This window comes from Pantoea sp. UYEF8 (assembly GCF_040546285.1).
Taxonomy (GTDB): Bacteria; Pseudomonadota; Gammaproteobacteria; order Enterobacterales; family Enterobacteriaceae; genus Pantoea; species Pantoea brenneri.
The window spans coordinates 15,879-41,356 of record NZ_JBEPNM010000004.1; the positions used below are offsets into that span (position 1 = coordinate 15,879).

Consider the following 25,478-nt stretch of genomic DNA (forward strand, 5'->3'; position numbering starts at 1 on the left):
CTGTAAGCGTGGCACCAAAGGCGCAGGAAGCCAAGCATCAGCTGGTACGGAAACAACAAGCTGGCCACCGGAAGTGGCCAGTGAGGATTAACTGGCGGGCAAGCGGGCCTTCTCCGCCACGATATCCTGCTGGATGCCGTCACGGACATCCTGCGGGATTTTAAGCGCGTCGCCGAGCGCCGACAGGTAGCTGCGTTCCATAAAATGGTCGACGTCAATCGCGGCGCAGCTCAGGAAGTAGAGTTCCAGCGCCTCTTCTTCATTCTTGACGCCAGCCGCCAGCCACTGCGGATCGAGCGGGCGGCTCATCGCTTTCTGAATCAGCTGTTCGGCATCTTTGCCATAGCCGGACTGCTGAATATTCTGCTCAATCGCCGCACGTTCCTGATCGTCGATATGACCGTCGCTCTTTGCAGCAAACACCAGCGCAGTCACCAGACGCTCCGCCCGCAAGTCGACCGGCGTCTGCGCCACGCCAAAGTCAGGCTCATCCTGGTGGGTTTCACGCACCCGCTGTTTGTATTTATTCCACAGCAGCGCGCCGGCGGCGGCACCACCGCCAATAATCAGCGCTTTGCCACCATACCGGGTTAACAGTTTGCGCGACGACTTACTGGAAATCAGCATACCCGCCAGCCCACCTAAGGCACCCGGCGCCAGCATATCGCTTAAGCCGCCCCCGGACTGACTATTACCGCCCTTCTTTGCCAGTACCGACTGAATCTGTTGTAACCAGTTATTCATCTTCCACTCCTGTTTTAGATGGTAGTCAGCCATCCTGACGAAAAAGATGTCAGGAAACGTCAGAGCGGGAAAAGTACGGCAAAACAGCCGCCAGCGGGCAGGAAAGATGAGAACGCAAACGTTTTCGTTTATACTGCGCGCGCATTTTGACTGCTTAGGTGAATTTATGACGACTCTCGGAACAGCGCTGCGCCCTGCGGCCACGCGCGTGATGTTATTAGGTTCAGGTGAACTGGGTAAAGAAGTGGCGCTGGAGTGTCAGCGTCTGGGTGTGGAAGTGATTGCTGTCGATCGCTATGCCGATGCCCCGGCGATGCACGTGGCGCATCGCAGCCATGTGATCAACATGCTGGATGGCGACGCGCTGGCCGCGCTGATCGCCCAGGAGAAGCCTGACTTCGTGGTGCCGGAAATCGAAGCCATCGCCACCGATAAACTGGTTGAGCTGGAACAGCAAGGCCAGCGTGTGGTGCCAACCGCACGCGCCGCGCAGCTGACCATGAACCGTGAAGGCATTCGCCGTCTGGCAGCCGAAGAGCTGTCGCTGCCGACCTCCCGTTACCGCTTCGCCGACAGTAAAGCGCGTTTCGATCAGGCTGCCGCAGAGATCGGTTTTCCCTGCATCGTAAAACCGGTGATGAGTTCATCCGGCAAAGGCCAGAGCTTTATCCGCGATGCCAGTCAGCTGGACCGTGCATGGGAATATGCGCAGCAAGGCGGTCGTGCCGGTGCCGGTCGGGTCATCGTCGAAGGGGTGGTGGCGTTTGATTTTGAAATTACCCTGCTGACCATCAGTGCAGTCGATGGCATTCATTTCTGCGCGCCGATTGGTCATCGTCAGGAAGACGGCGATTACCGTGAATCCTGGCAGCCGCAGCAGATGAGCGATCTGGCACTGCAGCGGGCGCAGGCCATTGCGGCTCAGGTGGTGAAGGCGCTGGGCGGCTACGGTCTGTTTGGCGTTGAGCTGTTCATCTGCGGCGATGAGGTGGTGTTCAGCGAAGTGTCGCCGCGTCCGCATGATACCGGTATGGTCACCCTGATTTCGCAGGATCTGTCGGAGTTTGCGCTGCACGTGCGCGCTTTCCTTGGCTTACCGATTGGCGGCATCCGCCAGTATGGCCCTGCTGCATCGGCAGTGATCCTGCCGCAGCTTACCAGCCAGAATGTGCAATTCGTGAATGTCGATGCGGCGCTGGGGGCTGGTCTGCAACTGCGCCTGTTCGGCAAACCGGAGATCAGCGGTCAGCGTCGGTTAGGCGTGGCGCTGGCCAGCGGTGAGACCACCGATCAGGCGATTGCGCGCGCCGTTGCCAGCGCAGCTGCGGTGACGGTCGAGGGATAAAATCACGGCGGTGAGCCCGTGCTCACCGCCTGCTATTACTTCGCCCCTTCCACCGCCTCACGCGCCAGTCGGGTAATCCGATCCCAGTCGCCGGTTTCCAGCGCATCGTTTGGCACCAGCCAAGACCCGCCAATACACAGCACGCTTTTCAGCGCCAGATAGTCACGGTAGTTGGCCGGAGAAATGCCACCGGTCGGACAGAAACGTACCTGCGGGAAAGGTCCGCCAATCGCCTGCAGCGCTTTCACGCCACCGTTGGCTTCCGCCGGGAAGAATTTGAATTCACGCAGGCCGTAATCCATGCCGGTCATCAGTTCAGAAACGGTGCTGATGCCAGGAATTAACGGAACCGGCCCTTCCACGGCGGCTTTCAGTAATGATTCGGTGACGCCGGGGCTGATGATAAACTGCGCGCCCGCATCGGTCACTTCCTGCAACTGCTGTGGATTGATCACCGTACCGGCACCCACAATCGCCTCCGGCACCTCTTTGATCATCGCACGCAGTGCATCCATCGCCACCGGGGTTCGCAGCGTCACTTCCAGCACCCTGACGCCGCCCGCGACCAGCGCTTTGGCCATCGGCACCGCGTGTTCCAGCTTGTTTACTACGATCACCGGCACGACCGGTCCGGTGGTCAGAATCTGTTCGGCACTCGTTTTCCAGTTTTTCATCACTTCCCCTTGCTTGATAACACCGGGATTAGCGGCCCGGTCATGGAGCATCGGCTCCTGCCCTGTAATTGCGCCACTACCATACATGATCCGGTTCCTGAGCGTCTATCGCCTCAAACGATTTTTGAAACGCCAGTTCACTTTTCCAGAATTGCGCCGGACAAAAAAAAGGCCCGCACGGTGCGGGCCTTAAACGTTCAGTTATTCAAACTCGTTCCACGAACGACCATCGCGGGTGATCATCGCCACCGAGGCAACCGGGCCCCAGGTGCCGGCCTGATACGGTTTGGAGGAATCGCCATCCGCCGCCCACGCTTCAATGATCGAATCGACATAGGTCCAGGCCGCTTCGACTTCATCACGACGGACAAACAGCGCCTGAATACCGCGCATGCTTTCCAGCAGCAGGCGTTCATACGCATCGGCCAGATGTGACTGGTTGAAGGTTTCGGAGTAGCTCAGATCGAGTTTGGTGGTCTGCAGCTTATGCTTGTGGTCGAGGCCTGGCACTTTGTTCAGGATTTCGATATCCACCCCTTCGTCCGGCTGCAGACGAATGGTCAGCTTGTTCTGTGGCAGTTCTGAGTAGGAATCTTTGAACAGGTTCATCTCAGGGTTTTTGAAGTAGACCACCACTTCTGAACATTTGGTCGGTAAGCGCTTACCGGTACGCAGATAGAACGGCACGCCTGCCCAGCGCCAGTTGTCGATATCCACGCGGATGGCGACGAAAGTTTCAGTGGCGCTCGATTTGTTCGCGCCCTCTTCTTCCAGGTAGCCCGGCACTTTTTTGCCCTGCACGAAGCCGGCGGTGTACTGGCCACGTACGGTTTTCTCACGCACGTTGGTCTGATCGATACGGCGCAGTGAACGCAAAACCTTCACTTTCTCATCACGGATGCTGTCAGCGCTGAGATCAGAAGGTGGTGACATGGCGATCATGGTCAGAATTTGCAGCAGGTGGTTCTGGATCATGTCACGCATCTGGCCCGCTTTGTCGAAGTAACCCCAGCGACCTTCAATGCCCACCTCTTCCGCCACGGTGATCTGTACGTGGTCGATGGTGCGGTTATCCCAGTTATTGACGAAAATCGAGTTGGCAAAGCGCAGCGCCAGCAGATTCAGTACCGTCTCTTTGCCCAGATAGTGGTCAATACGGAACACCTGGCTCTCATCGAAATATTCGCCGACGCTGTCGTTAATTTCCTGTGAGGTTTCCAGAGAGGTGCCGAGCGGCTTCTCCATTACCACGCGCGCCGGTTTGGCATTCAGCTTCGCAGTACCCAAACCCTGACAGATGGCACCGAAGGTGCTGGGTGGCATAGCAAAATAATTGATGGTGGTGCGTTTTTTCTGATCCAGCATCTTGCCCAGTTTCGGGAAGTGCGTGGTGTCGTTGACATCGAGGTTGCAGAAGTCGAGACGGCCGCTGAGCTTATCCCACAGCGCTTCGTCAATCTTCTCCTTCATGAAGGTTTCCAGCGCTTCACGTACCACTTTGGTGTATTCCGCTTTGTCCCACTCGGCACGGCCTACGCCAATGATGCGGGTCTCTTCGTGGATCTGACCCGCTTTTTCTAACTGATACAGTGAAGGCAACAGTTTACGGCGTGCAAGATCGCCTTTGGCACCGAAAATCACCAGATCGCATGCCTGGGCTGTTTGTGTAACCGCCATTTTCCTCTCCTCGTTGCAGGATAATCCGATGGTGATGCATCCTCTGCCACCGGGTCCAGGTTGTTATTTTCTTTCAGCACAATGTACTTTTTTCCCCGCGCCAGGTAAACCGACTCGCCGGGTCAACCGCATTAACTCTGTACCGGATAGCCTCAGCGCGTGTGATGACACGTGCGTATTTCAGCTTTTTTTCTGTGTCTGATGTTGTCAGCGAAAATCCGGCCGCCGTCAAAGTATGCCAAAAAAAGCCGCACCCGACTTATCCGGCCTTGCGCCCAACCGGCGCTAACGCGATATAGTCTCTGTTAATGGCTGCCGACGACAGCAATAATTGAAATTGATAAAAGTGATAATGGTCATCCACTTATGAATATGCTGGAAAAGATTGAGGCGCAGCAGGCTGCGCTGAGTAAAGCGGAACAGAAAGTCGCCGCGCAGATTCTGGCTGCGCCACAGGCCGCTATGCATTCCAGCATCGCCACCCTCGCGCGCGCGGCGGGCGTGAGCGAACCCACGGTCAACCGCTTCTGTCACCGGCTGGGGGCTCGCGGCTTTCCCGACTTCAAACTGCAACTGGCGCAGAGTCTGGTAAAAGGCAGCAACTGGGTCAGCCGTGGCGTAGAGCAGCACGACAACGTTGAGAATTACAGCCACAAAATCTTCGATTCGGCGCTGGCTGGTTTGCAGCAGGTACGCGACCAGCTGGATACCGAACGCCTGCAGCAGGCGGTGACGCTGCTGACCGGTGCCAGTAAACTGGCGTTTTTTGGCCTTGGAGCCTCGGCGGTGGTGGCGCATGACGCCTTCACCAAATTTCTGCGCTTTGATTTACCGGTCATCTGGTCGGACGATATTGTGATCCAGCGCATGAGTTGTATAAATAGTCGAGCCGGTGACGTTTTTGTTCTCATTTCACATACTGGCCGCACAAAAAATATGGTAGAACTGGCTCGCCTGGCCCGTGTAAACGGTTCCACCGTTATTGCCATCACCTCTCCCGATTCGCCCCTTGCCGAAGAAGCCGCGCTGGCTTTAGTGCTTGATGTGCCGGAAGACACTGATGTCTATCTACCGATGGTGTCGCGCCTGGCGCAGTTGACCGTGATCGATGTGTTGGCGACCGGTTTTACCCTGGAACGCGGGACGCCTTTCCGGGAAAACCTCAAACGCGTTAAACAGGCGTTGAAAGCGTCGCGTTACGAAAAGCACGCCATTCGGGAACAAGATACACAACAAAATAATTAACATCACATTTACAATGTGAGTCGTATCACAGCCCATCGATCATATAGAATAGCTAACCATGCCGTGTCCGCCGACCAGGACCGGCTTATTTGTTAACGGAGTCCTTCATGTCAAGACGTCTCAGAAGAACCAAGATCGTAACAACCCTCGGCCCGGCTACCGATCGTGATAATAACCTCGAAAAAATCATCGCGGCCGGCGCAAACGTTGTGCGACTCAACTTCTCCCACGGCACGCCAGAAGATCACCAGATTCGTGCAGATAAAGTCCGTGAGATCGCGGCAAAACTGGGCCGCCATGTGGCGATCCTCGGCGACCTGCAGGGTCCAAAAATTCGCGTTTCTACCTTTAAAGAAGGCAAAGTTTTCCTCAATATCGGCGACCGCTTCCTGCTGGATGCCAGCCTCGGTAAAGGCGAAGGCGATAAAGAGCGCGTCGGTATCGACTATAAAGGCCTGCCGGCAGATGTGGTGCCGGGCGACATCCTGCTGCTGGATGATGGTCGCGTGCAGCTGAAAGTGCTGGAAGTTCAGGAGATGAAAGTGTTCACCGAAGTTACCGTCGGTGGCCCGCTGTCGAATAATAAAGGGATTAACAAGCTGGGCGGCGGCCTGTCGGCTGAAGCGCTGACGGAAAAAGACAAAGCGGACATTATCACCGCGGCGAAAATTAAGGTCGACTATCTGGCGGTCTCCTTCCCACGCTGTGGCGAAGACATGAACTATGCCCGCCGTCTGGCCCGTGAAGCGGGTTGCGATGCCAAACTGGTAGCGAAAGTTGAACGTGCCGAAGCAGTTGCCAGTCAGGAAGCGATGGATGACATTATTCTCGCCTCTGATGTGGTGATGGTAGCGCGTGGCGATCTCGGCGTAGAGATTGGCGATCCGGAACTGGTCGGCATTCAGAAAGCGTTAATTCGTCGCGCCCGCCAGCTCAACCGCACCATTATCACCGCCACCCAGATGATGGAATCGATGATTACCAACCCGATGCCGACCCGCGCGGAAGTTATGGACGTGGCGAACGCGGTGCTGGACGGGACCGATGCGGTAATGCTGTCGGCAGAAACCGCCGCCGGTCAGTATCCGGCAGAAACCGTCTCGGCGATGGCCAAAGTTTGCCTCGGCGCGGAGAAGATCCCCAGTGTTAACGTCTCTAAACACCGTCTGGACGTGCAGTTCGACAACGTCGAAGAGGCGATTGCGATGTCGTCGATGTATGCCGCTAACCACCTGCAGGGTGTAACCGCCATCATCACCATGACCGAATCAGGCCGCACCCCGCTGATGACCTCACGTATCACGTCGGGGCTGCCGATTTTTGCCATGTCGCGTCATGAGCGCACCCTCAACCTGACTGCGCTGTATCGCGGTGTGACGCCGGTGTTCTTTGACAGCAACAATGACGGCGTGGCCGCCGCACACGATGCGGTTAACCTGCTGCGCGATAAGGGTTTCCTGGTATCAGGTGACCTGGTTATCGTTACTCAGGGCGACGTAATGGGCGCCACCGGCACCACCAATACCACTCGCGTGCTGCGCGTGGATTAATTGCCCCCCGGGTTGACATTGCCAGTGTAGAATAAAAGACGCGACTGCCTGCCAGTCGCGTTTTTCTTTTCTGACAAGGAGGCCAGATGGCCCGTTTTCACCCCATCAGCCAGCTTACCGGCCGAATTTTGTTGTTTCCTCTGGCGTTAGTCCTGTTCGAATTCGCAACCTATATTGCCCATGACATGATCCAGCCCGGCATGCTGATCGTCACCACGGAATTTGACGTCGGCCCGGAGTGGGTATCGACCTCGCTGACCGCCTACCTGATTGGTGGCGTAGTGCTGCAGTGGTTGCTCGGTCCGCTCTCTGATAAGTTTGGCCGCCGGCCGGTGATGCTTTCCGGCATCCTGTTTTTTGCCGCCGCCTGCATTCTCACCCACTGGGTCAGCTCGATTGAGGAGTTTGTCAGCCTGCGCTTTGTGCAGGGCATCAGCCTGTGCTTTATCGGTGCGGTCGGCTATGCCGCGATTCAGGAGGCGTTTGATGAAGCGCTGGCGGTAAGGATGATGGCGCTGATGGCTAACGTTGCGCTGCTGGCCCCGCTGGCCGGTCCGCTGGCGGGCGCGGCGTGGCTGACCGTTGGCAGCTGGCGCAGTATGTTCTGGCTGTTCGCCGGCTGTAGCCTGCTGGCCTTTGTCGTGCTGTGGCGGGTGATGCCGGAAACTGCCGGCGATCGCAGTCATTCCATCGCCCTGCCGAATCTGGCGCGTAACTACCGGCGACTGATGAAAGATCGGCTGGTGATGTCTGGATCGTTCGCCATCGGGCTGGTGTTTATCCCGATCCTGACCTGGGTAGCGCTGTCGCCGGTGATCCTGATGCATGACGAAGGGCTGTCGCGCATGCAGTACGCGCTGCTGCAGCTGCCGGTATTCCTGGCGATGATTGCCGGTAATCTGACACTGAGTAAGCTGGCGGGACGGGTGCCGATTGAACAGCCGGTGAAGTTTGCTGCCTGGCCGATTCTGATCGGGTTGAGCCTGGCGCTGCTGGCCAGTTTGCTCAACAGTCACGGCTACCTGCTGATTACCGCCGGTCTCAGCCTGTACGCTTTTGGTGCGGGCATGGTGAATGCCGGACTCTACCGCCTGACGCTCTACGCCAGTGATGAAGGCAAAGGCAGCGTGGCGGCGATGCTGGGGATGATCAGCATTCTGACGCTGGCAATCGGCATTGAACTGGCGAAAAGCGGCTATTTCAGTGGTGGTACGTTGTGGTTCTGTCTGATCAACTTTATCAGCGGCGTGCTGTGGTTTGGTCTGGTGATAGTGTTTATGCGGGAACGCAAACGGCGCAGCAGGCTGGAAGCGTTATAACAAGGCCGCAACCACGGGTTTGCCTTACGCAGCCAGCAGAGAAACGCTAAGCGACCGGAGCAGACGCCCGGGAAGCATAGCGGGCGATGAACAACAATGCCGGGAGCGTTTTTGAACAATGCAAAGCGTGGGCCCGCTGCGGGCGCACCTCAGGGACCAGGTACGTCATTGCCCGCGCTGAGCCTGCCATGGCTGGCGGGTTTTGCGTCTTAGCGGGGCGTATACTCCCTGAGCCTGCTCTGTACGATCTGACCGTGTTCCCTGAGCATTCTCGATCTCACCGCTATCCACGCCAGACGTCACAAAAAAGGCCGCTTTCGCGGCCTTGTTGCTATTTGCGTGGGTAGAGCTCTTTACGTGAATAGGGCTCCATATCCCCATCTTTGCGCGTTTTCAGCAGTTTCAGGATCCAGGTGTACTGTTCCGGATGCGGGCGCACGAAAATTTCTACTTCTTCATTCATCCGGCGCGCCAGCTGATGGTCATCCGCGTCAAGCAGATCGTCCATTGGCGGCCGCACATAGATTTCCAGCTTATGCGTGTCGCTGTTATAGACCGGAAACAGCGGCACAACGCGGGCGCGGCACAGCTTCATCAAACGACCCAGCGCCGGCAGCGTCGCTTTATAAGTAGCGAAGAAGTCGACAAACTCGCTGTGCTCGGCACCATGATCCTGATCGGGCAGATAGTAGCCCCAGTAGCCCTGACGAATCGAGCTGATAAACGGTTTGATGCCGTCATTACGGGCGTGTAACCGGCCGCCATAACGGCGACGCGCGGTGTTCCAGGCATAGTCCAGCAGCGGATCGCTTTGGTTGTGAAACATCGCCGCCATCTTCTGTCCTTCCGACGCCAGCAGCATGGCGGGAATATCCACCGCCCAGCCGTGGGGCACCAGGAAAATGACATTCTGCTGCTCCGCCTGCATCTGGTCGATTATTTCACGACCGTGCCACTCTACACGCTGGCGAATTCGCGCCGGATCGCGCAGCACTAATTCGGTCATCATCGCCATCGCCTGCGGTGCCGTGGCAAACATCTCATCAACCAGCGTGGCACGCTGGGATTCACTCAGTTCCGGCAGGCAATAGTAAAGGTTAATCAGGGCGCGTCGACGGGCACCTTTCGCCAGTTTGCCGGCAAAGCGGCCTAACCGACCCAGCAGCGGATCGCGCACTTTCGGCGGTAACATCGCCATACCGGCCAGGCCACCAATCGCCAGCCAGCTTCCCCAGTATTTAGGTTTGAGAAATGAACGTTCAAAAACGGGAATAAATTCAGCGTTATTTTTTTTTCGGGTTTCCATGCACTCGCCTCAAACAATGACCGGCTAATGATAGTGACGACGGGCAAATTTGCAATCATCGTGCGCCAGATATAAAAAAACCGACGGGATTGCCGTCGGTTTCTGCGCGATTTGGCGAAATTCGCTTATTTCAGGCCCAGCTGAGGCAGCCAGGATTTCACCTGCGCCATATACTCGCTGCGTTCTTTGCCGGTCAGTCCTTCCATCCGCGGCAGCTTGGCCGTTAACGGGTTGACCGCCTGATTGTTGATCCAGATTTCAAAGTGCAGATGCGGCCCGGTTGAACGTCCGGTATTACCAGACAGCCCGATGCGGTCGCCACGCTTCACTTTCTGGCCCGGCTTCACCAGCACTTTTTTCATGTGCATGTAGCGCGTCATGTACTGACGTCCGTGACGGATCGCCACGTAGTTACCGGCCGCCCCGCCATTCTTCGCTACCACGATTTCACCGTCGCCCACCGCCAGTACCGGCGTGCCGATCGGCAGCGCAAAGTCGACGCCTTTATGCGGCGCAATGCGTCCGGTTACCGGGTTCAGACGGCGCGGATTGAAGTTAGAGGAGACGCGATACTGCTTCACCGTCGGGAAGCGCATAAAGCCGCGCGCCAGGCCGGAGCCGTTGCGATCGTAGAACTTACCGTCTTCGGCGCGGAAGGCGTAATAGTCTTTGCCGCCGCTGCGCAGGCGCACCCCGAGCAGCTGGCTCTGGGCACTTTTACCGTCGAGCATTTCACGCGACATTAAGACGCTGAACTGGTCGCCGGCCCGCAGCTTACGGAAATCCATCTGCCACTGTAGCGCCTTAATCACGCCGCTGGCTTCCGCACTGGTTAACCCGGCCCGCTGGGCGCTGGCGGCAAAACTGCCGCGCACTTCGCCCTGCAGAACGCTGTTACGCCATTCGCCCTTCTGCATCTCCGCTGCCATTTTAAAGCCACCTTTATCGGTGCGCTCATAGGTGCGGGTTTCGCGACGGGAAATCTCCCAGCTCAGGGTTTTCAGGCTGCCATCATCGGCCAGCGTCCAGCTCAGCTGCTGTCCGACCTGCAGGTTACGTAAATCCCGATCGCTGACCACCAGCGAATTGATGTCACTGATGTCGATGCCATACTGATTCAGCGCACTGCTCAGCGTATCACCAGAAGAGACGGTATATTCGTGGACGCCCGGCGTGTCAGGCACGCCAGTATCATCCTCATCTGCTGGCAGCTCTTCATCCGGTTCCGGTGTGCTCTGATCAATCGGCTCACTGGCTTCCGGCAGCAGGGTGCGGAGTTCATTTTTATCCAGCTCGATAGTTTTGACGATAGGCGTCACATCATCGGTGGGGTGGTAGACGTAAGGCCGCCAGACGGCGACGGCCAGAGTAATAACAGTTAACGATCCCAGCATAACGCGGTGGGGGCGCGGCAAATTATTAAATGCGAGGGCGACAGAGCGGGCTATCTGCTGCACTTTTACCTATTCCTCATGCTCCATTCAGGCAGCTTACATACTGGCTCGACAGCTGTGAGAGGAATTTCACATAGCTATCTTTAGCTAAGCTGATGTCTGTTCCCAGCGGATCGAGCGTGCCTTTACGCACCTGCGTTCCGCGGGCGACAGCATCGATGACTGCTGGCCTGAATTGTGGCTCAGCAAAGACGCATACCGCCTTCTGCTCAACCAACTGTGTTCGTATCTGGTGTAAACGCTGGGCGCCCGGCTGAATCTCAGGATTGACGGTAAAATGCCCGGTGGGCGAGAGACCGTAGTGTTTTTCAAAGTACGTGTAAGCGTCGTGAAAAACGAAATATCCTTGATTTCTGACCGGTGCGAGTTGTGCGTTAACGCGTTTGTCCGTGTCCGCCAAAGTTACCTCAAACTGCTGGAGGTTGGCGTCAAGTTTGGCTTTATCTTGCGGCATAAGTTCCAATAATTTTTCATGGATTGCAACCGCGGTTTTGCGTGCGATCTCCGGTGACATCCACAGGTGCATATTAAACTCGCCGTGATGATGATGATGGGCATCGGCGTCCGGCTGTTCGGATTTTTCCGCTGTGTGTTCATCTTCATCTTCACCACCGCTAATCAATAGCGGTTTCACCCCATTGATATCGACGATTGCCAGATTTTTTTTCGCTGGCAACTCAGCCGCAGACTTCGCCATAAAGGCTTCCATTTCAGGCCCGACCCATACCACTAAGTCCGCGTTTTTTAAGCGTTTTGCATCGGATGGATGCAGGGCGTAATCGTGCTCTGAGGCGCCGTCTGGCAACAGCACATCAACCGGCGTCACCCCATCGGCAATCGCTGCCGCGATAAAACCCACCGGCTTGAGTGAAGCGACCACATTTGCCTGCGCAGAAAAGGTTAAAGAAGCTGTAACGGAGAAAGCAGTTAAGGCGAAAAGTGCGCCCTTTTTAATATGTAACATTATGCGTCATTCCATCGTGACCTGGGTGTGGGATGTGATATTATAACATTCGAAATTCTGTGCAACCTGTAAATACTATGACCTCACTTGTTACACTCGAAAACGTTTCGATCAAATTTGACCAGCGCAACGTGCTGTCTGGCGTCAGTCTGGCGCTGCAGCCGGGGCGCATTCTGACGTTGCTGGGACCAAACGGTGCGGGTAAGTCGACCCTGGTGCGTGTGGTGCTGGGTCTGCTCGCGCCGACCAGCGGCACGCTCAGGCGTGATCCGGCCCTGCGTATTGGCTATGTGCCGCAGAAACTGCACATCGACCCGACGCTGCCGGTCACGGTGGAACGCTTTATGCGCCTGTCGCGTGGCAGTAAAAGCGCAGAGATCCTGCCAGCCCTGAAACGTGTTCAGGCCGGTCACCTGCTCAATGCGCCACTGCAAAAACTCTCCGGTGGTGAAACCCAGCGGGTGTTACTGGCGCGCGCCCTGCTCAACCAGCCCCAGTTACTGGTGCTCGACGAGCCGACTCAGGGGGTTGACGTCAATGGCCAGGTGGCGCTGTACGATCTCATCGACCAGCTGCGTCATGAACTGAACTGTGGCGTGTTGATGGTCTCCCACGATCTGCACCTGGTGATGGCCAAAACCGATGAGGTGCTGTGCCTTAATCACCACATCTGCTGCTCCGGGACCCCGGAAGCGGTATCGCAACATCCCGAATTTATCGCGATGTTCGGTCCGCGCGGCGCACAACAACTGGCCATTTATCGTCATCATCATAATCACCGTCACGACCTGCAGGGACGAATCGTTTTACGCAAAGGACAGGGTTCATCATGATTGAGTTGTTATTACCGGGCTGGATAGGCGGCGTGATGTTAGCGCTGGCTGCGGGCCCGCTGGGGTCGTTTGTCGTCTGGCGCAAAATGTCCTACTTCGGCGATACGCTGGCCCATGCCTCGCTGCTCGGCGTCGCGTTTGGCCTGCTGTTCAACGTTAATCCCTATTACGCCGTGATCCTGGTGACGGTCTGTCTGGCTCTCGGGCTGGTATGGCTGGAACGACGTCCACATCTGGCGATCGATACCCTGCTCGGCATCATGGCGCACAGCGCGCTGTCGCTGGGTCTGGTGGTGGTCAGCCTGATGAAGAACGTGCGCGTCGACCTGATGGCCTATCTGTTTGGTGATTTGCTGGCGGTGACGCCGGACGATCTGTGGATGATGGGCGGCGGCGTGGTGGTGGTGTTACTGGTGATGGCGTGGCAGTGGCGTTCGCTGCTGTCGATGACCATTAGCCCGGAACTGGCGCAGGTGGATGGCGTCAATATTCAGCGAACCCGCCTGATTCTGATGCTGGTGACCGCGCTGACTATCGGGGTGGCAATGAAGTTTGTCGGCGCGTTGATTATTACCTCGCTGCTGATCATCCCGGCCGCCACCGCCCGACGTTTTGTCCGTTCACCCGAGGGGATGGCTGGCGTGGCGGTGATTATCGGCGTGCTGGCCGTCACCGGCGGCCTGACCTTCTCCGCCTTCTACGACACGCCCGCCGGTCCGTCGGTGGTACTGAGCGCCGCGATCCTGTTTATTATCAGCATGGTGCGCAAACCGGTGGTCTGATCAGACCTCGCGGGTAATGCCAAAATGACGATAAGCATGCTGCGTGGCCATCCGGCCGCGCGGTGTGCGCTGAATGAATCCCTGCTGGATCAAAAACGGCTCGATCACATCTTCAATCGTTTCACGCTCTTCGCCAATCGCGGCAGCCAGGTTATCCAGTCCGACCGGCCCGCCCATGAACTTATCGATAATCGCCAGCAGCAGCTTGCGGTCCATATAATCGAACCCTTCGCTGTCGACGTTCAGCATATCGAGTGCGCTGGAGGAAACCTCGCCGCTCAGCTCACCGTTAGCCCGCACTTCGGCAAAATCCCGCACCCGGCGCAGCAGACGGTTGGCGATACGCGGCGTACCGCGTGCGCGACGGGCGATCTCTAACGCGCCCTCGTCGCTCAGCGCCAGCCCCAGACAGGCGGCACTGCGGCCAACAATGTGCTGCAGATCTTTCACCTGATAGAACTCCAGCCGCTGCACAATGCCGAAGCGATCGCGTAACGGCGAAGTGAGTGAACCGGCGCGGGTGGTGGCACCAATCAGGGTAAACGGCGGCAGATCGAGCTTAATTGAACGGGCAGCCGGACCTTCACCAATCATGATATCCAGCTGATAATCTTCCATCGCCGGGTAGAGAACTTCCTCTACCACCGGCGACAGGCGGTGAATTTCATCGATAAACAGGACGTCATGCGGTTCAAGGTTGGTCAGCATCGCCGCCAGGTCACCGGCTTTCTCCAGCACCGGGCCAGAGGTGGTGCGCAGATTAACCCCCATTTCATTGGCGACGATGTTCGCCAGGGTGGTTTTGCCAAGCCCCGGCGGACCAAAAATCAGCAGATGATCGAGTGCATCGCCGCGCAGCTGCGCTGCCTTGATGAAAATCTCCATCTGCTCACGCACCTGCGGCTGGCCGACATACTCGGTCAGCATTTTCGGGCGAATGGCGCGATCGAGACTCTCTTCTTCGTTAACGCTTACAGCAGAGACCAGGCGGTCGGCTTCTATCATGACTTACCTCAAATGGCGGCGCGTAGCGCTTCGCGGATCAGCGTTTCGCAATCCGCATCCGGTCGACCGACTTTACTGATCATACGACTGGCTTCCTGCGGTTTATAACCCAGCGACACCAGCGCTGCAACCGCTTCGGCTTCGGCATCGTTGGTTTCCGGTTCGGCATTCGGCGTGGTAAGCGTAAAGGCGGAATCGCCGCCAAACAGATCGCCGTGCATCCCCTTGAAGCGGTCCTTCATCTCGACCACCAGACGCTCAGCGGTCTTCTTGCCTACGCCCGGCAGTTTCACCAGCGAGGCAATCTCCTCTTTCTCGACCGCAGTAACGAACTGCTGCGCCGACATGCCAGAGAGGATCGCTAACGCCAGTTTCGGGCCGACGCCATTCACCTTAATCAACTCACGAAACAGCGCACGTTCCTGCTTGCTGTTGAAGCCGAACAGCAGCTGCGCATCTTCGCGCACCACGAAGTGGGTAAAAATCACCGCTTCGTGATTCAGTTCAGGCAGTTCATAAAAACAGGTCATTGGCATATGGACTTCATACCCTACGCCGTGTGCCTCAAGCAGCACCAGCGGCGGCTGCTTTTCCAGAATATTGCCCCGTAAACGACCTATCACCTGAATGCTTCCTTAACCAACCAATGTGGCGGATTTTATAACATAAAAAAGGCTGGATGAATATCCAGCCTGTGCGTGTGCCGGCAACCGCGCGGCTAACCTGAACGTAAACGCCCGCGGGTCAGCACCAGCTTGCTGTCGCTCATCCGTGCGGCATTCTGCGACACGTGGCAATGAGTAATGGCGATTGCCAGCGCATCGGCAGCATCGGCCTGCGGGTTGGCGGGCAGCTTCAGCAGGGTGCGCACCATGTGCTGCACCTGGCTTTTTTCGGCGCTGCCAATCCCGACTACCGTCTGTTTAACCTGACGCGCAGCGTACTCAAACACCGGCAGATCGTGATTGACCGCGGCGACAATGGCCGCGCCACGTGCCTGGCCCAGTTTCAGCGCAGAATCCGCATTCTTCGCCATGAACACCTGTTCGATGGCGAAGTAATCGGGCGAAAACTGGGTGATGATCTCGCAGACGCCCGCATAAATTAACTTCAGACGGGCGGGCAACTCAGTGGTATTAGTGCGGATACAGCCGCTGCCCAGATAGGTGAGCTGGCGGCCGGTCTGACGAATGACACCATAACCGGTGATGCGCGAACCGGGATCGATACCCAGAATAATCGACATTAAGCCTCTCCGGTTAAGGGGGGCGGGTCAGCGCCATTACAGCGTTTCCGCCACCTCGTCGGAGATCTCACCGTTGTGATAAACCTCCTGCACATCGTCGCAATCTTCCAGCATGTCGATCAGACGCAGCAGTTTCGGTGCCGTTTCCGCATCCATTTCCGCTTTAGTAGACGGGATCATCGACACTTCAGCGGTATCCGCTTTCAGGCCGACCGCTTCCAGCGCATCACGCACCGCGCCCATCTCTTCCCAGGCGGTGAAAACGTCAATCGCGCCATCGTCGTAGCTGACCACATCTTCAGCTCCGGCTTCCAGCGCAGCTTCCATCACCGCATCTTCATCCTGACCCGGCGCATAGGAGATCACCCCTTTTTTGCTGAACAGGTAGGCAACAGAGCCGTCAGTACCGAGGTTTCCGCCGGTTTTGGTGAAGGCGTGACGCACTTCGCCCACGGTACGGTTGCGGTTGTCGCTCAGGCACTCGATCATGATGGCCGAGCCGCCCGGACCGTAGCCTTCATAGATGATGGTTTCCATGTTGGCGTTGTCATCACCGCCGACGCCGCGCGCGATGGCGCGATCCATGGTTTCACGCGTCATGTTGTTGGAGAGCGCTTTGTCCATTGCGGCACGCAGGCGTGGGTTCGAGCCCGGATCGCCGCCGCCCAGTTTGGCCGCCGTCACCAGTTCACGAATGATCTTGGTGAAAATTTTGCCCCGCTTCGCGTCCTGTGCCGCTTTACGGTGCTTGGTATTTGCCCACTTACTATGTCCTGCCATGTTACTTTTTCTCCGAACTTAGCATGGTGCAGGCTATCCTGCCGCCGGGATTGTCCCGCTGGCCGGCTCGCAACTCACGTACACAGTACGCTGGCTACGTCGCGCTGGCGGTGAACAACCTCACGGCACCGGGTACGCCTGACTGTTCAATACGTTGGTGTAGTCCTGTTAAAACTCACCAGATTCATAAATTTAATCGATTCGCCGCCGGAAAAATGCGCGGCAGCAGCGATTCAGGTAAATTCTTCAATCGCCTGGCGATTACTCCAGGACTTGGTGAGCGCAGCCGCTTCTGCCGATGCCAGCCAGCGAAACGCCAGATGCTCGGTCAGTGCAATTGCCCGCTCTGCTGGCAACCGCAGCCGGAACCAGTGTTCGTGATTATGGGTGACACCGGGTGCGTAGCGATGGCGATAGTGCGGAAAGATTTCAAAGTCGATCTGACGCTGACAATCTTCCACCTCCAGCCGTTCCGCCAGCACGTCAATGCCCAACTCCTCGCCCACTTCACGCCGGGCAGCGGCCAGCGGCGTTTCATCCGCCTCCAGGCTGCCGGTTACCGACTGCCAGAAGGCCGGATCGTCCTGCCGCTGCAGCATTAACACCCGGCCAGTGTCGCGCGCCACAATGACCACCAGCACTGAAACCGGATGTTTATAGCCCATTATTTAGTCTCAGGCTTTTCTTTTTTTACCACCTGAATGCCCAGCTCCAGCAGCGAGGCGGGATTCGCTTCGCTTGGGGCTTCGGTCATCAGGCAGGCCGCAGCGGTGGTTTTCGGGAACGCAATCACGTCACGAATGTTATCGGTACCGGTCAGCAGCATGGTCAGACGATCCAGACCAAATGCCAGGCCCGCGTGTGGCGGCGTACCGAACTTCAGCGCATCCAGCAGGAAGCCAAACTTCTCGCGCTGCTCATGCTCTTCAATACCCAGAATGCTGAACACCGTCTGCTGCATTTTGCCGTTATGGATACGCACCGAGCCGCCGCCGACTTCATAGCCGTTGATCACCATGTCATAGGCGTTAGCCACTGCACGGGTCGGATCGGCGGCCAGCTCATCGGCGCTCATCTCTTTCGGCGCGGTGAACGGATGGTGCATCGCCGCCAGGCCGCCCTCTTCGTCCTCTTCAAACATCGGGAAGTCGATCACCCACAGCGGAGCCCAGGCTTTCTCATCGGTGATGCTCAGATCGCGGCCCACTTTGAGACGCAGTGCACCCAGCGCATCGGCCACCACTTTGGCGCGATCGGCACCAAAGAAGATGATGTCGCCATCCTGCGCGCCGGTGCGGCTCAGAATGCCTTCGACGATCTCTGCGTTGAGGAACTTCGCGACCGGACTCTGCACCCCCTCCAGTCCATCAGCACGCACGTTGACTTTCATCCACGCCAGACCTTTGGCGCCATAAATCTCAACGAATTTGCCGTATTCATCAATCTGCTTACGGCTCAGCTGCGCGCCAGCTGGCACACGCAGTGCCGCCACGCGGCCTTTGGCATCGTTCGCCGGACCCGCGAAGACCTGGAATTCGACATTTTTCAGCAGGTCGCCAACGTCCACCAGCTCCATCGGGTTACGCAGGTCGGGCTTATCGGAGCCGTACCGGTGCATCGCTTCGGCAAAGGTCATCTGCGGGAACTCACCGAGATCCACACCCTGTACCGCCTGCCACAGATTACGGATTAAACGCTCCATCACCTCACGCACCTGCGGCGCGGTCATGAAGGAGGTTTCAACGTCGATCTGGGTAAATTCCGGCTGACGGTCGGCGCGCAAATCTTCGTCACGGAAGCATTTAACAATCTGGTAGTAGCGATCGAAGCCCGACATCATCAGCAGCTGTTTGAACAGCTGTGGCGACTGGGGCAGCGCATAGAACTTGCCTTTATGAACCCGGCTTGGCACCAGATAGTCGCGCGCGCCTTCCGGCGTGGCTTTGGTCAGCATCGGGGTTTCGATATCGAGGAAGCCTTCATCGTCCATAAAACGGCGCACGAAGCTGGTGATTTTCGCGCGGGTTTTCAGGCGGGTCACCATCTCAGGACGACGCAGGTCCAGATAGCGGTACTTCAGGCGCGCTTCTTCGCTGTTGTTCTGGTTAGCATCCAGCGGCAGCGGCTCAGAACGGTTGATGATGTTCAGCGCATGGGCAAACACTTCGACTTCGCCGGTCGCCATCTCGCTGTTTTTATTCTTATCGTCACGGGCACGCACGGTACCGGTAATCTGGATACAGAATTCGTTACGCAGTTCAGAAGCCAGCTTAAACGCGTCCTGACGATCGGGATCAAAAAATACCTGCACGATGCCTTCACGGTCGCGCATATCGATAAAAATCAGGCTTCCCAGATCGCGACGGCGGTTTACCCAGCCGCAAAGAGTGACTTGCTGACCCACATGAGACAGATTGAGCTGTCCGCAATATTCTGTACGCATAACACTATCCTTTTAACTTCGCCGCTGCAGCTGACAGCATCCGGCCGCGTAACCTGATGCGATGCTGTCGCAAAAATGGCGGTCATTATAATGGAAAAAGGCAAACAGGATAAGTAGAGCCGCGCCAAAGCGGCGATTTCATCCGCAGCGGGCCTGTTTGCACCGGGGCGTGACCTTAGAGGATAATCGCAAATCTTAACTCAGAGCCAGGAGAGAGGGTGTGACACTTCGTATTGGCCTGCCCCAGTGGCAGCATTCGCACTGGAAACGCTGGGGCATTGAGAGCCTCGCGGATTATGCCCGCTATTTTCACTGTGTCGAAGGCAATACCACGCTGTACGCGCTGCCGACAGCCGATACCGTGCTGCGCTGGCGTGAGATGACCCACGACGACTTTCGCTTCTGCTTTAAGTTTCCCAATACCATCAGCCATCAGGCGGCGCTGCAGCACAGCGACGATCTGCTGACCGACTTTCTGCGCCTGATGGAGCCGCTGGCCGATCGTATCGGTCAGTACTGGCTGCAGCTGCCCGCCACCTTTTCGCCAGCGCAGCTTAACGATCTCTGGCGCTTTCTGGACAGCCTGCCCGCGCGTTTTGAATACGGGGTCGAAGTGCGTCACGCGGCGTTCTTTGCCAAAGGTGAAGCCGAGCGGGCGCTGAATCGCGGTCTGCTGGCGCGTGGCATTAACCGGGTGGTGCTGGACAGCCGCCCGGTCCACGCCTCAACCTCGCAAAACCCGGCGGCGCTGGCGGCGCGCGCGCAGAAGCCCCGCGTGCCGCCGCATGCTGTACGCACCGGCTCGCAGCCGATGGTGCGGTTTATCGGCAGCGACAGCGTCGAAGAGAGCGTGCCGCTGTTTCAGATCTGGCGGCCAAAGTTAACCGAATGGCTGCAACAGGGCGACGCGATGCTGTTTCTGCACACCCCGGATATGGGCCAGGTATTTCCACTGGTGCAGGCGTTATGGCCGCAGTTGCAACAGATTGATCCGCGGATTGGCAGCGGTCCCGACTGGCCGCAACAGGATTCACTGTTTTAATCAGTGGACAGGACAGCGCCCTCCGCGCTGGTTAGAATAGCCGCCTTACTGATGCTGATGGAGTCACAATGGTTAGCGCGTTATACGTGGTGTGGGGTGCGTTGCTGGTCATGAAGTTTACGCTGGATGTGGTGCGTTACCGCCGCTTCTATCGGGTGGCGTATGGCGATGGGGGTTATCATGATTTAAAAATGGCGATACGCATTCACGGCAACGCCATTGAAACCATCCCGCTGGCGCTGCTGTTGCTGGTGATGATGGAGATGAACGGTGCCGATATCTGGATGGTGCACCTCACCGCCCTGCTATTTTTTATCAGCCGCCTGCTGCACGCCTGGGGTCTGCGCCACAGCGCCATGCCGGGCCGCAAATATGGCATGCTGCTGACGCTGTTTTCGTTGTGCGGCATGGTGATTTTTAACCTGATCTACCTGCCATGGGAACTGGTGGTGACGCTACACTGAGTGTTGCCGGGTTAAGGGGTGCAGCCCGCCCTACTTTCTGCCAGAATAGCGCCCTTTCCGTCGTCTCTTCGGATTTTCGATATGTCTGACCGCGATCAACTCTTCTCAGCGCCCATTGCAAAACTGGGCGACTGGACTTTTGACGAGCGCGTAGCTGAAGTCTTTCCCGACATGATTCAGCGCTCGGTGCCGGGCTATTCCAACATCATCTCGATGATTGGCATGCTGGCAGAACGTTTTGTGACGCCCGACAGCCAGGTTTATGACCTCGGCTGCTCGCTCGGCGCGGCCACCCTGTCGGTGCGCCGCAATATTCAGGTGCCCGGTTGCCAGATCATTGCGGTGGATAACTCCCCGGCCATGGTTGAGCGCTGCCGTCGTCACATTGATGCCTTTCGCGCTGACACGCCGGTAACGGTGCTGGAAGCGGATATCCGCGATATTGCGATTGAAAACGCCTCGCTGGTGGTGCTCAACTTCACGCTGCAATTTCTTGAGCCACCGGCGCGGTTAGCGCTGCTGGAGAAAATCTGGCACGGGCTGAAGCCTGGCGGTGCGCTGGTACTGTCAGAGAAATTCAGCTTTGAAGATGCCGAAGTCGGTGAACTGCTGTTTAACATGCACCATGACTTCAAGCGCGCCAATGGCTACAGCGAGCTGGAGATCAGCCAGAAGCGCAGCATGCTGGAAAATGTGATGCTGACCGATAGCGTAGAAGCGCACAAAGCCCGCCTGAAACAGGCCGGTTTCTCGCACGCCGAACTCTGGTTCCAGTGCTTTAACTTTGGTTCTCTGGTGGCATTGAAATGATCGACTTTGGCCGTTTTTATCAGCAAATTGCCGTCGGTCCGCTGGCGAAGTGGCTGGAAGTGTTGCCGGCGCAAATCAGCGAATGGCAACGGGAAAACCTGCATGGACACTTCCGCGACTGGTATAAGTCGCTGGAATATCTGCCGCAGCTCGAACCGCAGCGGCTTGACCTGTTACACAGCGTCAGTGCTGACCGCGATGACATCAGCGATCGCCACCGTCAGGGCATTGAGAAACTGCTGCGCAATCTGATGCCGTGGCGCAAAGGGCCTTACTCACTCTACGGCACCGAAATCAATACTGAATGGCGCTCCGACTGGAAATGGGATCGCGTATTGCCGCATATCTCCTCGCTGGCGGGCCGGACGGTGCTGGATGTGGGCTGCGGCAGCGGTTACCACATGTGGCGGATGATTGGCGCCGGTGCCCATCTGGTGGTTGGTATCGATCCGATGCAGCTGTTTCTCTGCCAGTTTGAGGCAGTACGTAAGCTGCTGAATGACGATCGCCGCGCCCATCTGTTGCCGCTGGGCATTGAGCAGTTACCGGCGCTGCAGGCGTTCGATACGGTTTTTTCAATGGGCGTGCTCTATCATCGCCGTTCCCCGCTCGACCATCTGCTGCAGCTGAAAAATCAGCTGGTGAGCGGCGGCGAACTGGTGCTGGAAACGCTGGTGATCGAAGGTGATGTGAATCAGGTGCTGGTGCCCGGTGAACGCTATGCGCAGATGCGCAACGTGTTCTTTATTCCGTCGGCCGAGGCGCTGAAAAGCTGGCTGGAGAAGAGCGGTTTTGTCGATGTGCGCATCGTTGATTTCGCCCGCACCACCACCGAAGAGCAGCGTCGTACCGACTGGATGACCAGCGAATCGCTGGCCGAGTTCCTCGATCCTGACGACGCCAGCAAAACGGTCGAGGGTTATCCTGCCCCGCTGCGCGCGGTGCTGGTTGCCACCAAACCTTAAAATCCTTCCCTGAAGCTTAGCGGCGGGACAAAGCCAGTTTCGCCGCGAAGCCAATGAACACACAGCCGGTCAGGCGATCCATCACTTTCAGCACCCGTGGCTGGCGCAGATGGCGGGCGAAATAGTGGCTGCCACCAATCAGCACCGCATTCCACACCAGTCCCAGCAGCATGTGCGTCAGCGCCATCAGGCTACACCACAGCGCCACCGATGCCCCGGCCGGAATAAACTGCGGCAGAAAACTGACATAAAAGATCCCCACTTTTGGATTCAGCAGGTTGCCCAGCAAACCGCGGCTGAAGCAGGCAAGATAGCCCTGTTGCAGCACCGGTTGCCCGCTCTGAATCATTGGCTGCTGGCGCGGTTTCAGCAGCAGTTTCAGTCCCAGGTAGAGTAACCACGCCGCGCCCAGCCACTTCAGCAGGTTGTAGGCCATTTCAGACGCCAGCAGCAGCGCGCCTAATCCTAATCCCACCGCGACGCCCCACACCAGACAACCGAGCGTCACGCCCAGCGCCGTTACGCTGGCGCGCTTCGCGCCCTGGGCCACCGCCGAGCGCAACACCAGCGCGGTATCAAAGCCCGGCGTCAGGGTCAGAACAGTAATCGCAAACAGAAAAGAAAACAGCGTGGTGCTCATCAGGATCTCCTGGAAGATGGCGGGCTGGCCGTAGCTTAACAGGGTTCCGGCGACATCTCATTGGTGATTCCCCCGCCCGTTTGCCGACTTTGTGCCAGGCTAACAGCGGTTTATCTTCATATTAAGGAGTTGTGATTATGAGTAAATTTATCTTCTCTTCACCCCGCAAATATGTGCAGGGCGCTGGCGTACTGGATGAGCTGGGGCCTTACATCGCCGAACTGGGTGACAACGCTTTCCTGGTGGCGGATGAAATCGTCTGGAAACTGATTGGCGAGCGCACGCAGCAGGCACTGCAAAAGGCGGGCGTTAATTTTAACTGGCAGCAGTTTAATGGCGAAGCCTCCAGTAATGAGATTACCCGACTGAGCCAGCTGGCGAAAAACCAGGGCTGTAATGTGGTGGTCGGGCTGGGCGGCGGTAAAACGCTGGATACGGTGAAGGCGGTGGCGGATGAGCTGAAGCAGCCGGTGGCGATCGTGCCAACTATTGCCTCAACGGATGCACCCTGCAGCGCGCTGTCGGTGATCTACACCGACAGCGGCGTGTTTGAGAGCTACCGGTTCTACAGTAAAAATCCAGACCTGGTGCTGGTGGATACCGCGGTGTGCGCCAGCGCGCCGGCGCGGCTGTTTGCATCCGGTATCGCCGATGGCCTGGCAACCTGGGTCGAGGCGCAGGCGGTGGCCCGTTCGCACGCCAAATCGATGGTGAACGGTGATCCTACCCTCGCCGGTCTGGCGATTGCCCGCGCCTGTGAAGAGACGCTACTGACCTGGGGCTACAGCGCCTTCGTGGCGGTAAGCGAAAAACGGGTAACGCCAGCGGTCGAGGCAGTGGTTGAGGCAAACACCCTGCTCTCTGGTCTGGGCTTCGAAAATGGCGGCCTGGCGGCGGCTCATGCCATCCACAATGGCTTTACCGCGATTGATGGCGATATCCATCACCTGACGCACGGTGAAAAAGTCGCTTACGGTACGCTGACCCAGATGGTGCTGGAGCGGCGTCCGGACGATGAGATTGCGCGCTACATTCGTTTCTATCGCGCCATCAACATGCCGACCACGCTGAAGGAGTTGCATCTGGAGAATGAGAGCTGGGAAAATCTGGTCAAAATAGGGGCGCTAGCCAACAGCGAGGGGGATACGCTGAAGAACCTGAACCCGAACCTGTCGCCGGAAGATATTGCCCACGCGCTGCTGGCGCTGGATGCGTTCAGTAAGACGGTGGAATAACGCCTCGCGGGCGATGGATAGTGCGATCGCCCGCTACTCTTCTGCCGCAGGCTGGCCCCAGTACTCATATTTATAGGCGGAGCTGAGATGACGTTCGATGGTGCCGCGGGTAAACACTTCGGTTTCGTGCAGGTAGCTCAGGGTACAATTCCCGACCTGATCCCACGACTGACACTCATCGACGGTGCGGATGGTACTCAGCGGCGTGGTCGCGGTGCCGTTCAGGCGCAGCTCCCGCCACTGGTTATCGTAGGTGTAGCTATCGGTGCTGCGGGTTGAGGTGGTGCGGGTCACCAGCCCCTGCGGATTCCAGCGGTAGTGATACTCTCCGTTGGTCAGCTGATCGCTGCCACGCGCCACGCTTTTTTGCAGCCGGAACTGCGGATCGTAACGATAGGTGGTGTCCGTAAAGCCACTGGTGCCCATGCTGGTAAATTTATCCGAGGCGCTGGTGATGTTGCCGTTTTTCCCCTTCTGCCAGTTGATCGTCCCCTGCCGGTTATCGACCACCACCTCTTTTCCCTCTTTCAGCACCTTCACCAGATAGGCATACTCCGCCACCCAGCCACCCTGCACCCGGGCGATGTGCTGCTCCATACTGAGGATCACGTTGCGTTCATTCTTGTCGTAAGTGACATCGGCCACCAGCAGATCGCCGCAGGCATCGAACTGACCCAGCACGCGCTTTTGCGAATTCACATCTTTGCCAAATTCTCCGGCAATCACCTGCTTAACGGCACCCTTTGCGCTGCCGCCCAGCAGGATCCAGTTATTACTGCTGGCAATAGCACCACTGTGCGGGCCGCACTGACTGGCCGCAACCAGCGGAGTGCTCAGACCAGCCAGTAACAGGCTTACAGCAACAATCGGTTCGCATTTCATAAGGTAAGTTCCAGACAACGTTGGGTTAAGTGTAAACGCTGCGGCGGCGAATGGCGGCCTAAGGCAAAAATTT

The 25,478-nt window shown here is 57.4% G+C and carries 25 protein-coding genes; 11 read left to right on the plus strand and 14 right to left on the minus strand.

What is annotated here, in order from left to right; genetic code table 11:
- Window positions 1–87 precede the first annotated feature (87 nt).
- On the minus strand, window positions 88–744 hold the full coding sequence (locus ABIB18_RS09055; RefSeq protein WP_089561412.1) for a tellurite resistance TerB family protein: 657 nt from the start codon (window positions 742–744) through the stop codon (window positions 88–90).
- A 166-nt stretch (window positions 745–910) separates the two neighbouring features.
- Between ABIB18_RS09055 and purT the strand changes: the two genes are divergently transcribed.
- Window positions 911–2,089 (plus strand): formate-dependent phosphoribosylglycinamide formyltransferase, encoded by a 1,179-nt coding sequence (gene purT, locus ABIB18_RS09060; RefSeq protein WP_031377489.1) that lies wholly within the window; start codon window positions 911–913, stop codon window positions 2,087–2,089.
- Window positions 2,090–2,124: 35 nt separating this feature from the next.
- On the opposite strand, the gene ABIB18_RS09065 is transcribed toward purT, so the two are convergent.
- Window positions 2,125–2,763, minus strand: coding sequence for a bifunctional 4-hydroxy-2-oxoglutarate aldolase/2-dehydro-3-deoxy-phosphogluconate aldolase (locus tag ABIB18_RS09065; protein ID WP_069728594.1), 639 nt, complete (start codon window positions 2,761–2,763; stop codon window positions 2,125–2,127).
- Window positions 2,764–2,964: 201 nt separating this feature from the next.
- Window positions 2,965–4,440, minus strand: a complete 1,476-nt coding sequence (gene zwf, locus ABIB18_RS09070) for a glucose-6-phosphate dehydrogenase (protein WP_031377491.1) — start codon at window positions 4,438–4,440, stop codon at window positions 2,965–2,967.
- A gap of 366 nt (window positions 4,441–4,806) precedes the next feature.
- Here zwf and ABIB18_RS09075 point away from each other — a divergent pair, with 366 nt between their 5' ends.
- The 3 genes from ABIB18_RS09075 to ABIB18_RS09085 all read left to right on the plus strand — a co-directional run bounded on the left by ABIB18_RS09075 (window position 4,807) and on the right by ABIB18_RS09085 (window position 8,554).
- Window positions 4,807–5,685 carry a MurR/RpiR family transcriptional regulator gene (locus tag ABIB18_RS09075; RefSeq protein WP_354474010.1) on the plus strand — a complete coding sequence of 293 codons (879 nt, stop codon included), beginning with the start codon at window positions 4,807–4,809 and terminating at the stop codon, window positions 5,683–5,685.
- Between the two features lie 107 nt (window positions 5,686–5,792).
- A complete protein-coding gene (gene pyk / locus ABIB18_RS09080; protein WP_031377493.1) occupies window positions 5,793–7,235 on the plus strand; it encodes a pyruvate kinase in 1,443 nt (480 codons plus the stop codon).
- Between the two features lie 86 nt (window positions 7,236–7,321).
- On the plus strand, window positions 7,322–8,554 hold the full coding sequence (locus tag ABIB18_RS09085; protein ID WP_089562028.1) for an MFS transporter: 1,233 nt from the start codon (window positions 7,322–7,324) through the stop codon (window positions 8,552–8,554).
- 331 nt (window positions 8,555–8,885) lie between these two features.
- Here the strand turns inward: ABIB18_RS09085 and lpxM are convergent, their stop codons facing one another.
- From lpxM to znuA, 3 genes are all read right to left on the minus strand, one after another.
- The gene (gene lpxM / locus ABIB18_RS09090; RefSeq protein ID WP_031377440.1) at window positions 8,886–9,860 is read right to left on the minus strand and encodes a lauroyl-Kdo(2)-lipid IV(A) myristoyltransferase; all 975 of its coding nucleotides are present in this window, start codon (window positions 9,858–9,860) and stop codon (window positions 8,886–8,888) included.
- A gap of 125 nt (window positions 9,861–9,985) precedes the next feature.
- Window positions 9,986–11,317 carry a murein DD-endopeptidase MepM gene (mepM, locus tag ABIB18_RS09095; RefSeq protein WP_031377441.1) on the minus strand — a complete coding sequence of 444 codons (1,332 nt, stop codon included), beginning with the start codon at window positions 11,315–11,317 and terminating at the stop codon, window positions 9,986–9,988.
- Window positions 11,318–11,330: 13 nt separating this feature from the next.
- Window positions 11,331–12,278, minus strand: coding sequence for a zinc ABC transporter substrate-binding protein ZnuA (gene znuA, locus ABIB18_RS09100; protein ID WP_354474011.1), 948 nt, complete (start codon window positions 12,276–12,278; stop codon window positions 11,331–11,333).
- A gap of 77 nt (window positions 12,279–12,355) precedes the next feature.
- Between znuA and znuC the strand changes: the two genes are divergently transcribed.
- Window positions 12,356–13,111 (plus strand): zinc ABC transporter ATP-binding protein ZnuC, encoded by a 756-nt coding sequence (znuC, locus tag ABIB18_RS09105; protein WP_031377443.1) that lies wholly within the window; start codon window positions 12,356–12,358, stop codon window positions 13,109–13,111.
- Window positions 13,108–13,893, plus strand: coding sequence for a zinc ABC transporter permease subunit ZnuB (gene znuB / locus ABIB18_RS09110; RefSeq protein WP_354474012.1), 786 nt, complete (start codon window positions 13,108–13,110; stop codon window positions 13,891–13,893). Before znuC ends, znuB begins: the two co-directional genes overlap by 4 nt.
- On the opposite strand, the gene ruvB is transcribed toward znuB, so the two are convergent.
- The 6 genes from ruvB to aspS form a co-directional block, all read right to left on the minus strand.
- The gene (gene ruvB / locus ABIB18_RS09115) at window positions 13,894–14,898 is read right to left on the minus strand and encodes a Holliday junction branch migration DNA helicase RuvB (RefSeq protein WP_031377444.1); all 1,005 of its coding nucleotides are present in this window, start codon (window positions 14,896–14,898) and stop codon (window positions 13,894–13,896) included.
- An 8-nt stretch (window positions 14,899–14,906) separates the two neighbouring features.
- On the minus strand, window positions 14,907–15,521 hold the full coding sequence (gene ruvA / locus ABIB18_RS09120; protein ID WP_031377445.1) for a Holliday junction branch migration protein RuvA: 615 nt from the start codon (window positions 15,519–15,521) through the stop codon (window positions 14,907–14,909).
- A gap of 95 nt (window positions 15,522–15,616) precedes the next feature.
- Window positions 15,617–16,144, minus strand: a complete 528-nt coding sequence (ruvC, locus tag ABIB18_RS09125) for a crossover junction endodeoxyribonuclease RuvC (RefSeq protein WP_031377446.1) — start codon at window positions 16,142–16,144, stop codon at window positions 15,617–15,619.
- A gap of 36 nt (window positions 16,145–16,180) precedes the next feature.
- On the minus strand, window positions 16,181–16,924 hold the full coding sequence (locus tag ABIB18_RS09130; RefSeq protein WP_031377447.1) for a YebC/PmpR family DNA-binding transcriptional regulator: 744 nt from the start codon (window positions 16,922–16,924) through the stop codon (window positions 16,181–16,183).
- 233 nt (window positions 16,925–17,157) lie between these two features.
- Window positions 17,158–17,589, minus strand: coding sequence for a dihydroneopterin triphosphate diphosphatase (gene nudB / locus ABIB18_RS09135; RefSeq protein ID WP_354474013.1), 432 nt, complete (start codon window positions 17,587–17,589; stop codon window positions 17,158–17,160).
- The gene (aspS, locus tag ABIB18_RS09140; protein WP_046288271.1) at window positions 17,589–19,367 is read right to left on the minus strand and encodes an aspartate--tRNA ligase; all 1,779 of its coding nucleotides are present in this window, start codon (window positions 19,365–19,367) and stop codon (window positions 17,589–17,591) included. Before aspS ends, nudB begins: the two co-directional genes overlap by 1 nt.
- A 220-nt stretch (window positions 19,368–19,587) precedes the next feature.
- Between aspS and ABIB18_RS09145 the strand changes: the two genes are divergently transcribed.
- From ABIB18_RS09145 to cmoB, 4 genes are all read left to right on the plus strand, one after another.
- Window positions 19,588–20,409: a DUF72 domain-containing protein gene (locus tag ABIB18_RS09145; RefSeq protein ID WP_354474014.1), complete on the plus strand. Its 822-nt coding sequence runs from the start codon at window positions 19,588–19,590 to the stop codon at window positions 20,407–20,409.
- 68 nt (window positions 20,410–20,477) lie between these two features.
- The gene (locus ABIB18_RS09150) at window positions 20,478–20,873 is read left to right on the plus strand and encodes an MAPEG family protein (RefSeq protein ID WP_031376661.1); all 396 of its coding nucleotides are present in this window, start codon (window positions 20,478–20,480) and stop codon (window positions 20,871–20,873) included.
- 81 nt (window positions 20,874–20,954) lie between these two features.
- The gene (cmoA, locus tag ABIB18_RS09155) at window positions 20,955–21,683 is read left to right on the plus strand and encodes a carboxy-S-adenosyl-L-methionine synthase CmoA (RefSeq protein WP_031376660.1); all 729 of its coding nucleotides are present in this window, start codon (window positions 20,955–20,957) and stop codon (window positions 21,681–21,683) included.
- A complete protein-coding gene (gene cmoB, locus ABIB18_RS09160) occupies window positions 21,680–22,648 on the plus strand; it encodes a tRNA 5-methoxyuridine(34)/uridine 5-oxyacetic acid(34) synthase CmoB (RefSeq protein ID WP_354474015.1) in 969 nt (322 codons plus the stop codon). Before cmoA ends, cmoB begins: the two co-directional genes overlap by 4 nt.
- Window positions 22,649–22,664: 16 nt before the next feature.
- On the opposite strand, the gene ABIB18_RS09165 is transcribed toward cmoB, so the two are convergent.
- Window positions 22,665–23,288: a LysE family translocator gene (locus ABIB18_RS09165; RefSeq protein ID WP_354474016.1), complete on the minus strand. Its 624-nt coding sequence runs from the start codon at window positions 23,286–23,288 to the stop codon at window positions 22,665–22,667.
- A gap of 137 nt (window positions 23,289–23,425) precedes the next feature.
- On the opposite strand from ABIB18_RS09165, the gene ABIB18_RS09170 reads away from it, so the two are divergent.
- The gene (locus tag ABIB18_RS09170) at window positions 23,426–24,523 is read left to right on the plus strand and encodes a glycerol dehydrogenase (protein ID WP_031376657.1); all 1,098 of its coding nucleotides are present in this window, start codon (window positions 23,426–23,428) and stop codon (window positions 24,521–24,523) included.
- 33 nt (window positions 24,524–24,556) lie between these two features.
- Here the strand turns inward: ABIB18_RS09170 and ABIB18_RS09175 are convergent, their stop codons facing one another.
- Entirely contained in the window at window positions 24,557–25,405 is an 849-nt protein-coding gene (locus ABIB18_RS09175) for a hypothetical protein (RefSeq protein WP_046288269.1), read from the minus strand.
- Window positions 25,406–25,478: the final 73 nt, after the last annotated feature.

Bases quoted from the DNA above. Each gene is read 5' to 3' on its own strand.
- ABIB18_RS09055 (WP_089561412.1), bottom strand. From the start codon at position 744: ATGAATAACTGGTTACAACAGATTCAGTCGGTACTGGCAAAGAAGGGC.
- purT (WP_031377489.1), top strand. From the start codon at position 911: ATGACGACTCTCGGAACAGCGCTGCGCCCTGCGGCCACGCGCGTGATG.
- ABIB18_RS09065 (WP_069728594.1), bottom strand. From the start codon at position 2,763: ATGAAAAACTGGAAAACGAGTGCCGAACAGATTCTGACCACCGGACCG.
- zwf (WP_031377491.1), bottom strand. From the start codon at position 4,440: ATGGCGGTTACACAAACAGCCCAGGCATGCGATCTGGTGATTTTCGGT.
- ABIB18_RS09075 (WP_354474010.1), top strand. From the start codon at position 4,807: ATGAATATGCTGGAAAAGATTGAGGCGCAGCAGGCTGCGCTGAGTAAA.
- pyk (WP_031377493.1), top strand. From the start codon at position 5,793: ATGTCAAGACGTCTCAGAAGAACCAAGATCGTAACAACCCTCGGCCCG.
- ABIB18_RS09085 (WP_089562028.1), top strand. From the start codon at position 7,322: ATGGCCCGTTTTCACCCCATCAGCCAGCTTACCGGCCGAATTTTGTTG.
- lpxM (WP_031377440.1), bottom strand. From the start codon at position 9,860: ATGGAAACCCGAAAAAAAAATAACGCTGAATTTATTCCCGTTTTTGAA.
- znuA (WP_354474011.1), bottom strand. From the start codon at position 12,278: ATGTTACATATTAAAAAGGGCGCACTTTTCGCCTTAACTGCTTTCTCC.
- znuC (WP_031377443.1), top strand. From the start codon at position 12,356: ATGACCTCACTTGTTACACTCGAAAACGTTTCGATCAAATTTGACCAG.
- znuB (WP_354474012.1), top strand. From the start codon at position 13,108: ATGATTGAGTTGTTATTACCGGGCTGGATAGGCGGCGTGATGTTAGCG.
- ruvB (WP_031377444.1), bottom strand. From the start codon at position 14,898: ATGATAGAAGCCGACCGCCTGGTCTCTGCTGTAAGCGTTAACGAAGAA.
- ruvC (WP_031377446.1), bottom strand. From the start codon at position 16,144: ATGTCGATTATTCTGGGTATCGATCCCGGTTCGCGCATCACCGGTTAT.
- ABIB18_RS09130 (WP_031377447.1), bottom strand. From the start codon at position 16,924: ATGGCAGGACATAGTAAGTGGGCAAATACCAAGCACCGTAAAGCGGCA.
- nudB (WP_354474013.1), bottom strand. From the start codon at position 17,589: ATGGGCTATAAACATCCGGTTTCAGTGCTGGTGGTCATTGTGGCGCGC.
- aspS (WP_046288271.1), bottom strand. From the start codon at position 19,367: ATGCGTACAGAATATTGCGGACAGCTCAATCTGTCTCATGTGGGTCAG.
- ABIB18_RS09150 (WP_031376661.1), top strand. From the start codon at position 20,478: ATGGTTAGCGCGTTATACGTGGTGTGGGGTGCGTTGCTGGTCATGAAG.
- cmoA (WP_031376660.1), top strand. From the start codon at position 20,955: ATGTCTGACCGCGATCAACTCTTCTCAGCGCCCATTGCAAAACTGGGC.
- cmoB (WP_354474015.1), top strand. From the start codon at position 21,680: ATGATCGACTTTGGCCGTTTTTATCAGCAAATTGCCGTCGGTCCGCTG.
- ABIB18_RS09165 (WP_354474016.1), bottom strand. From the start codon at position 23,288: ATGAGCACCACGCTGTTTTCTTTTCTGTTTGCGATTACTGTTCTGACC.
- ABIB18_RS09170 (WP_031376657.1), top strand. From the start codon at position 23,426: ATGAGTAAATTTATCTTCTCTTCACCCCGCAAATATGTGCAGGGCGCT.
- ABIB18_RS09175 (WP_046288269.1), bottom strand. From the start codon at position 25,405: ATGAAATGCGAACCGATTGTTGCTGTAAGCCTGTTACTGGCTGGTCTG.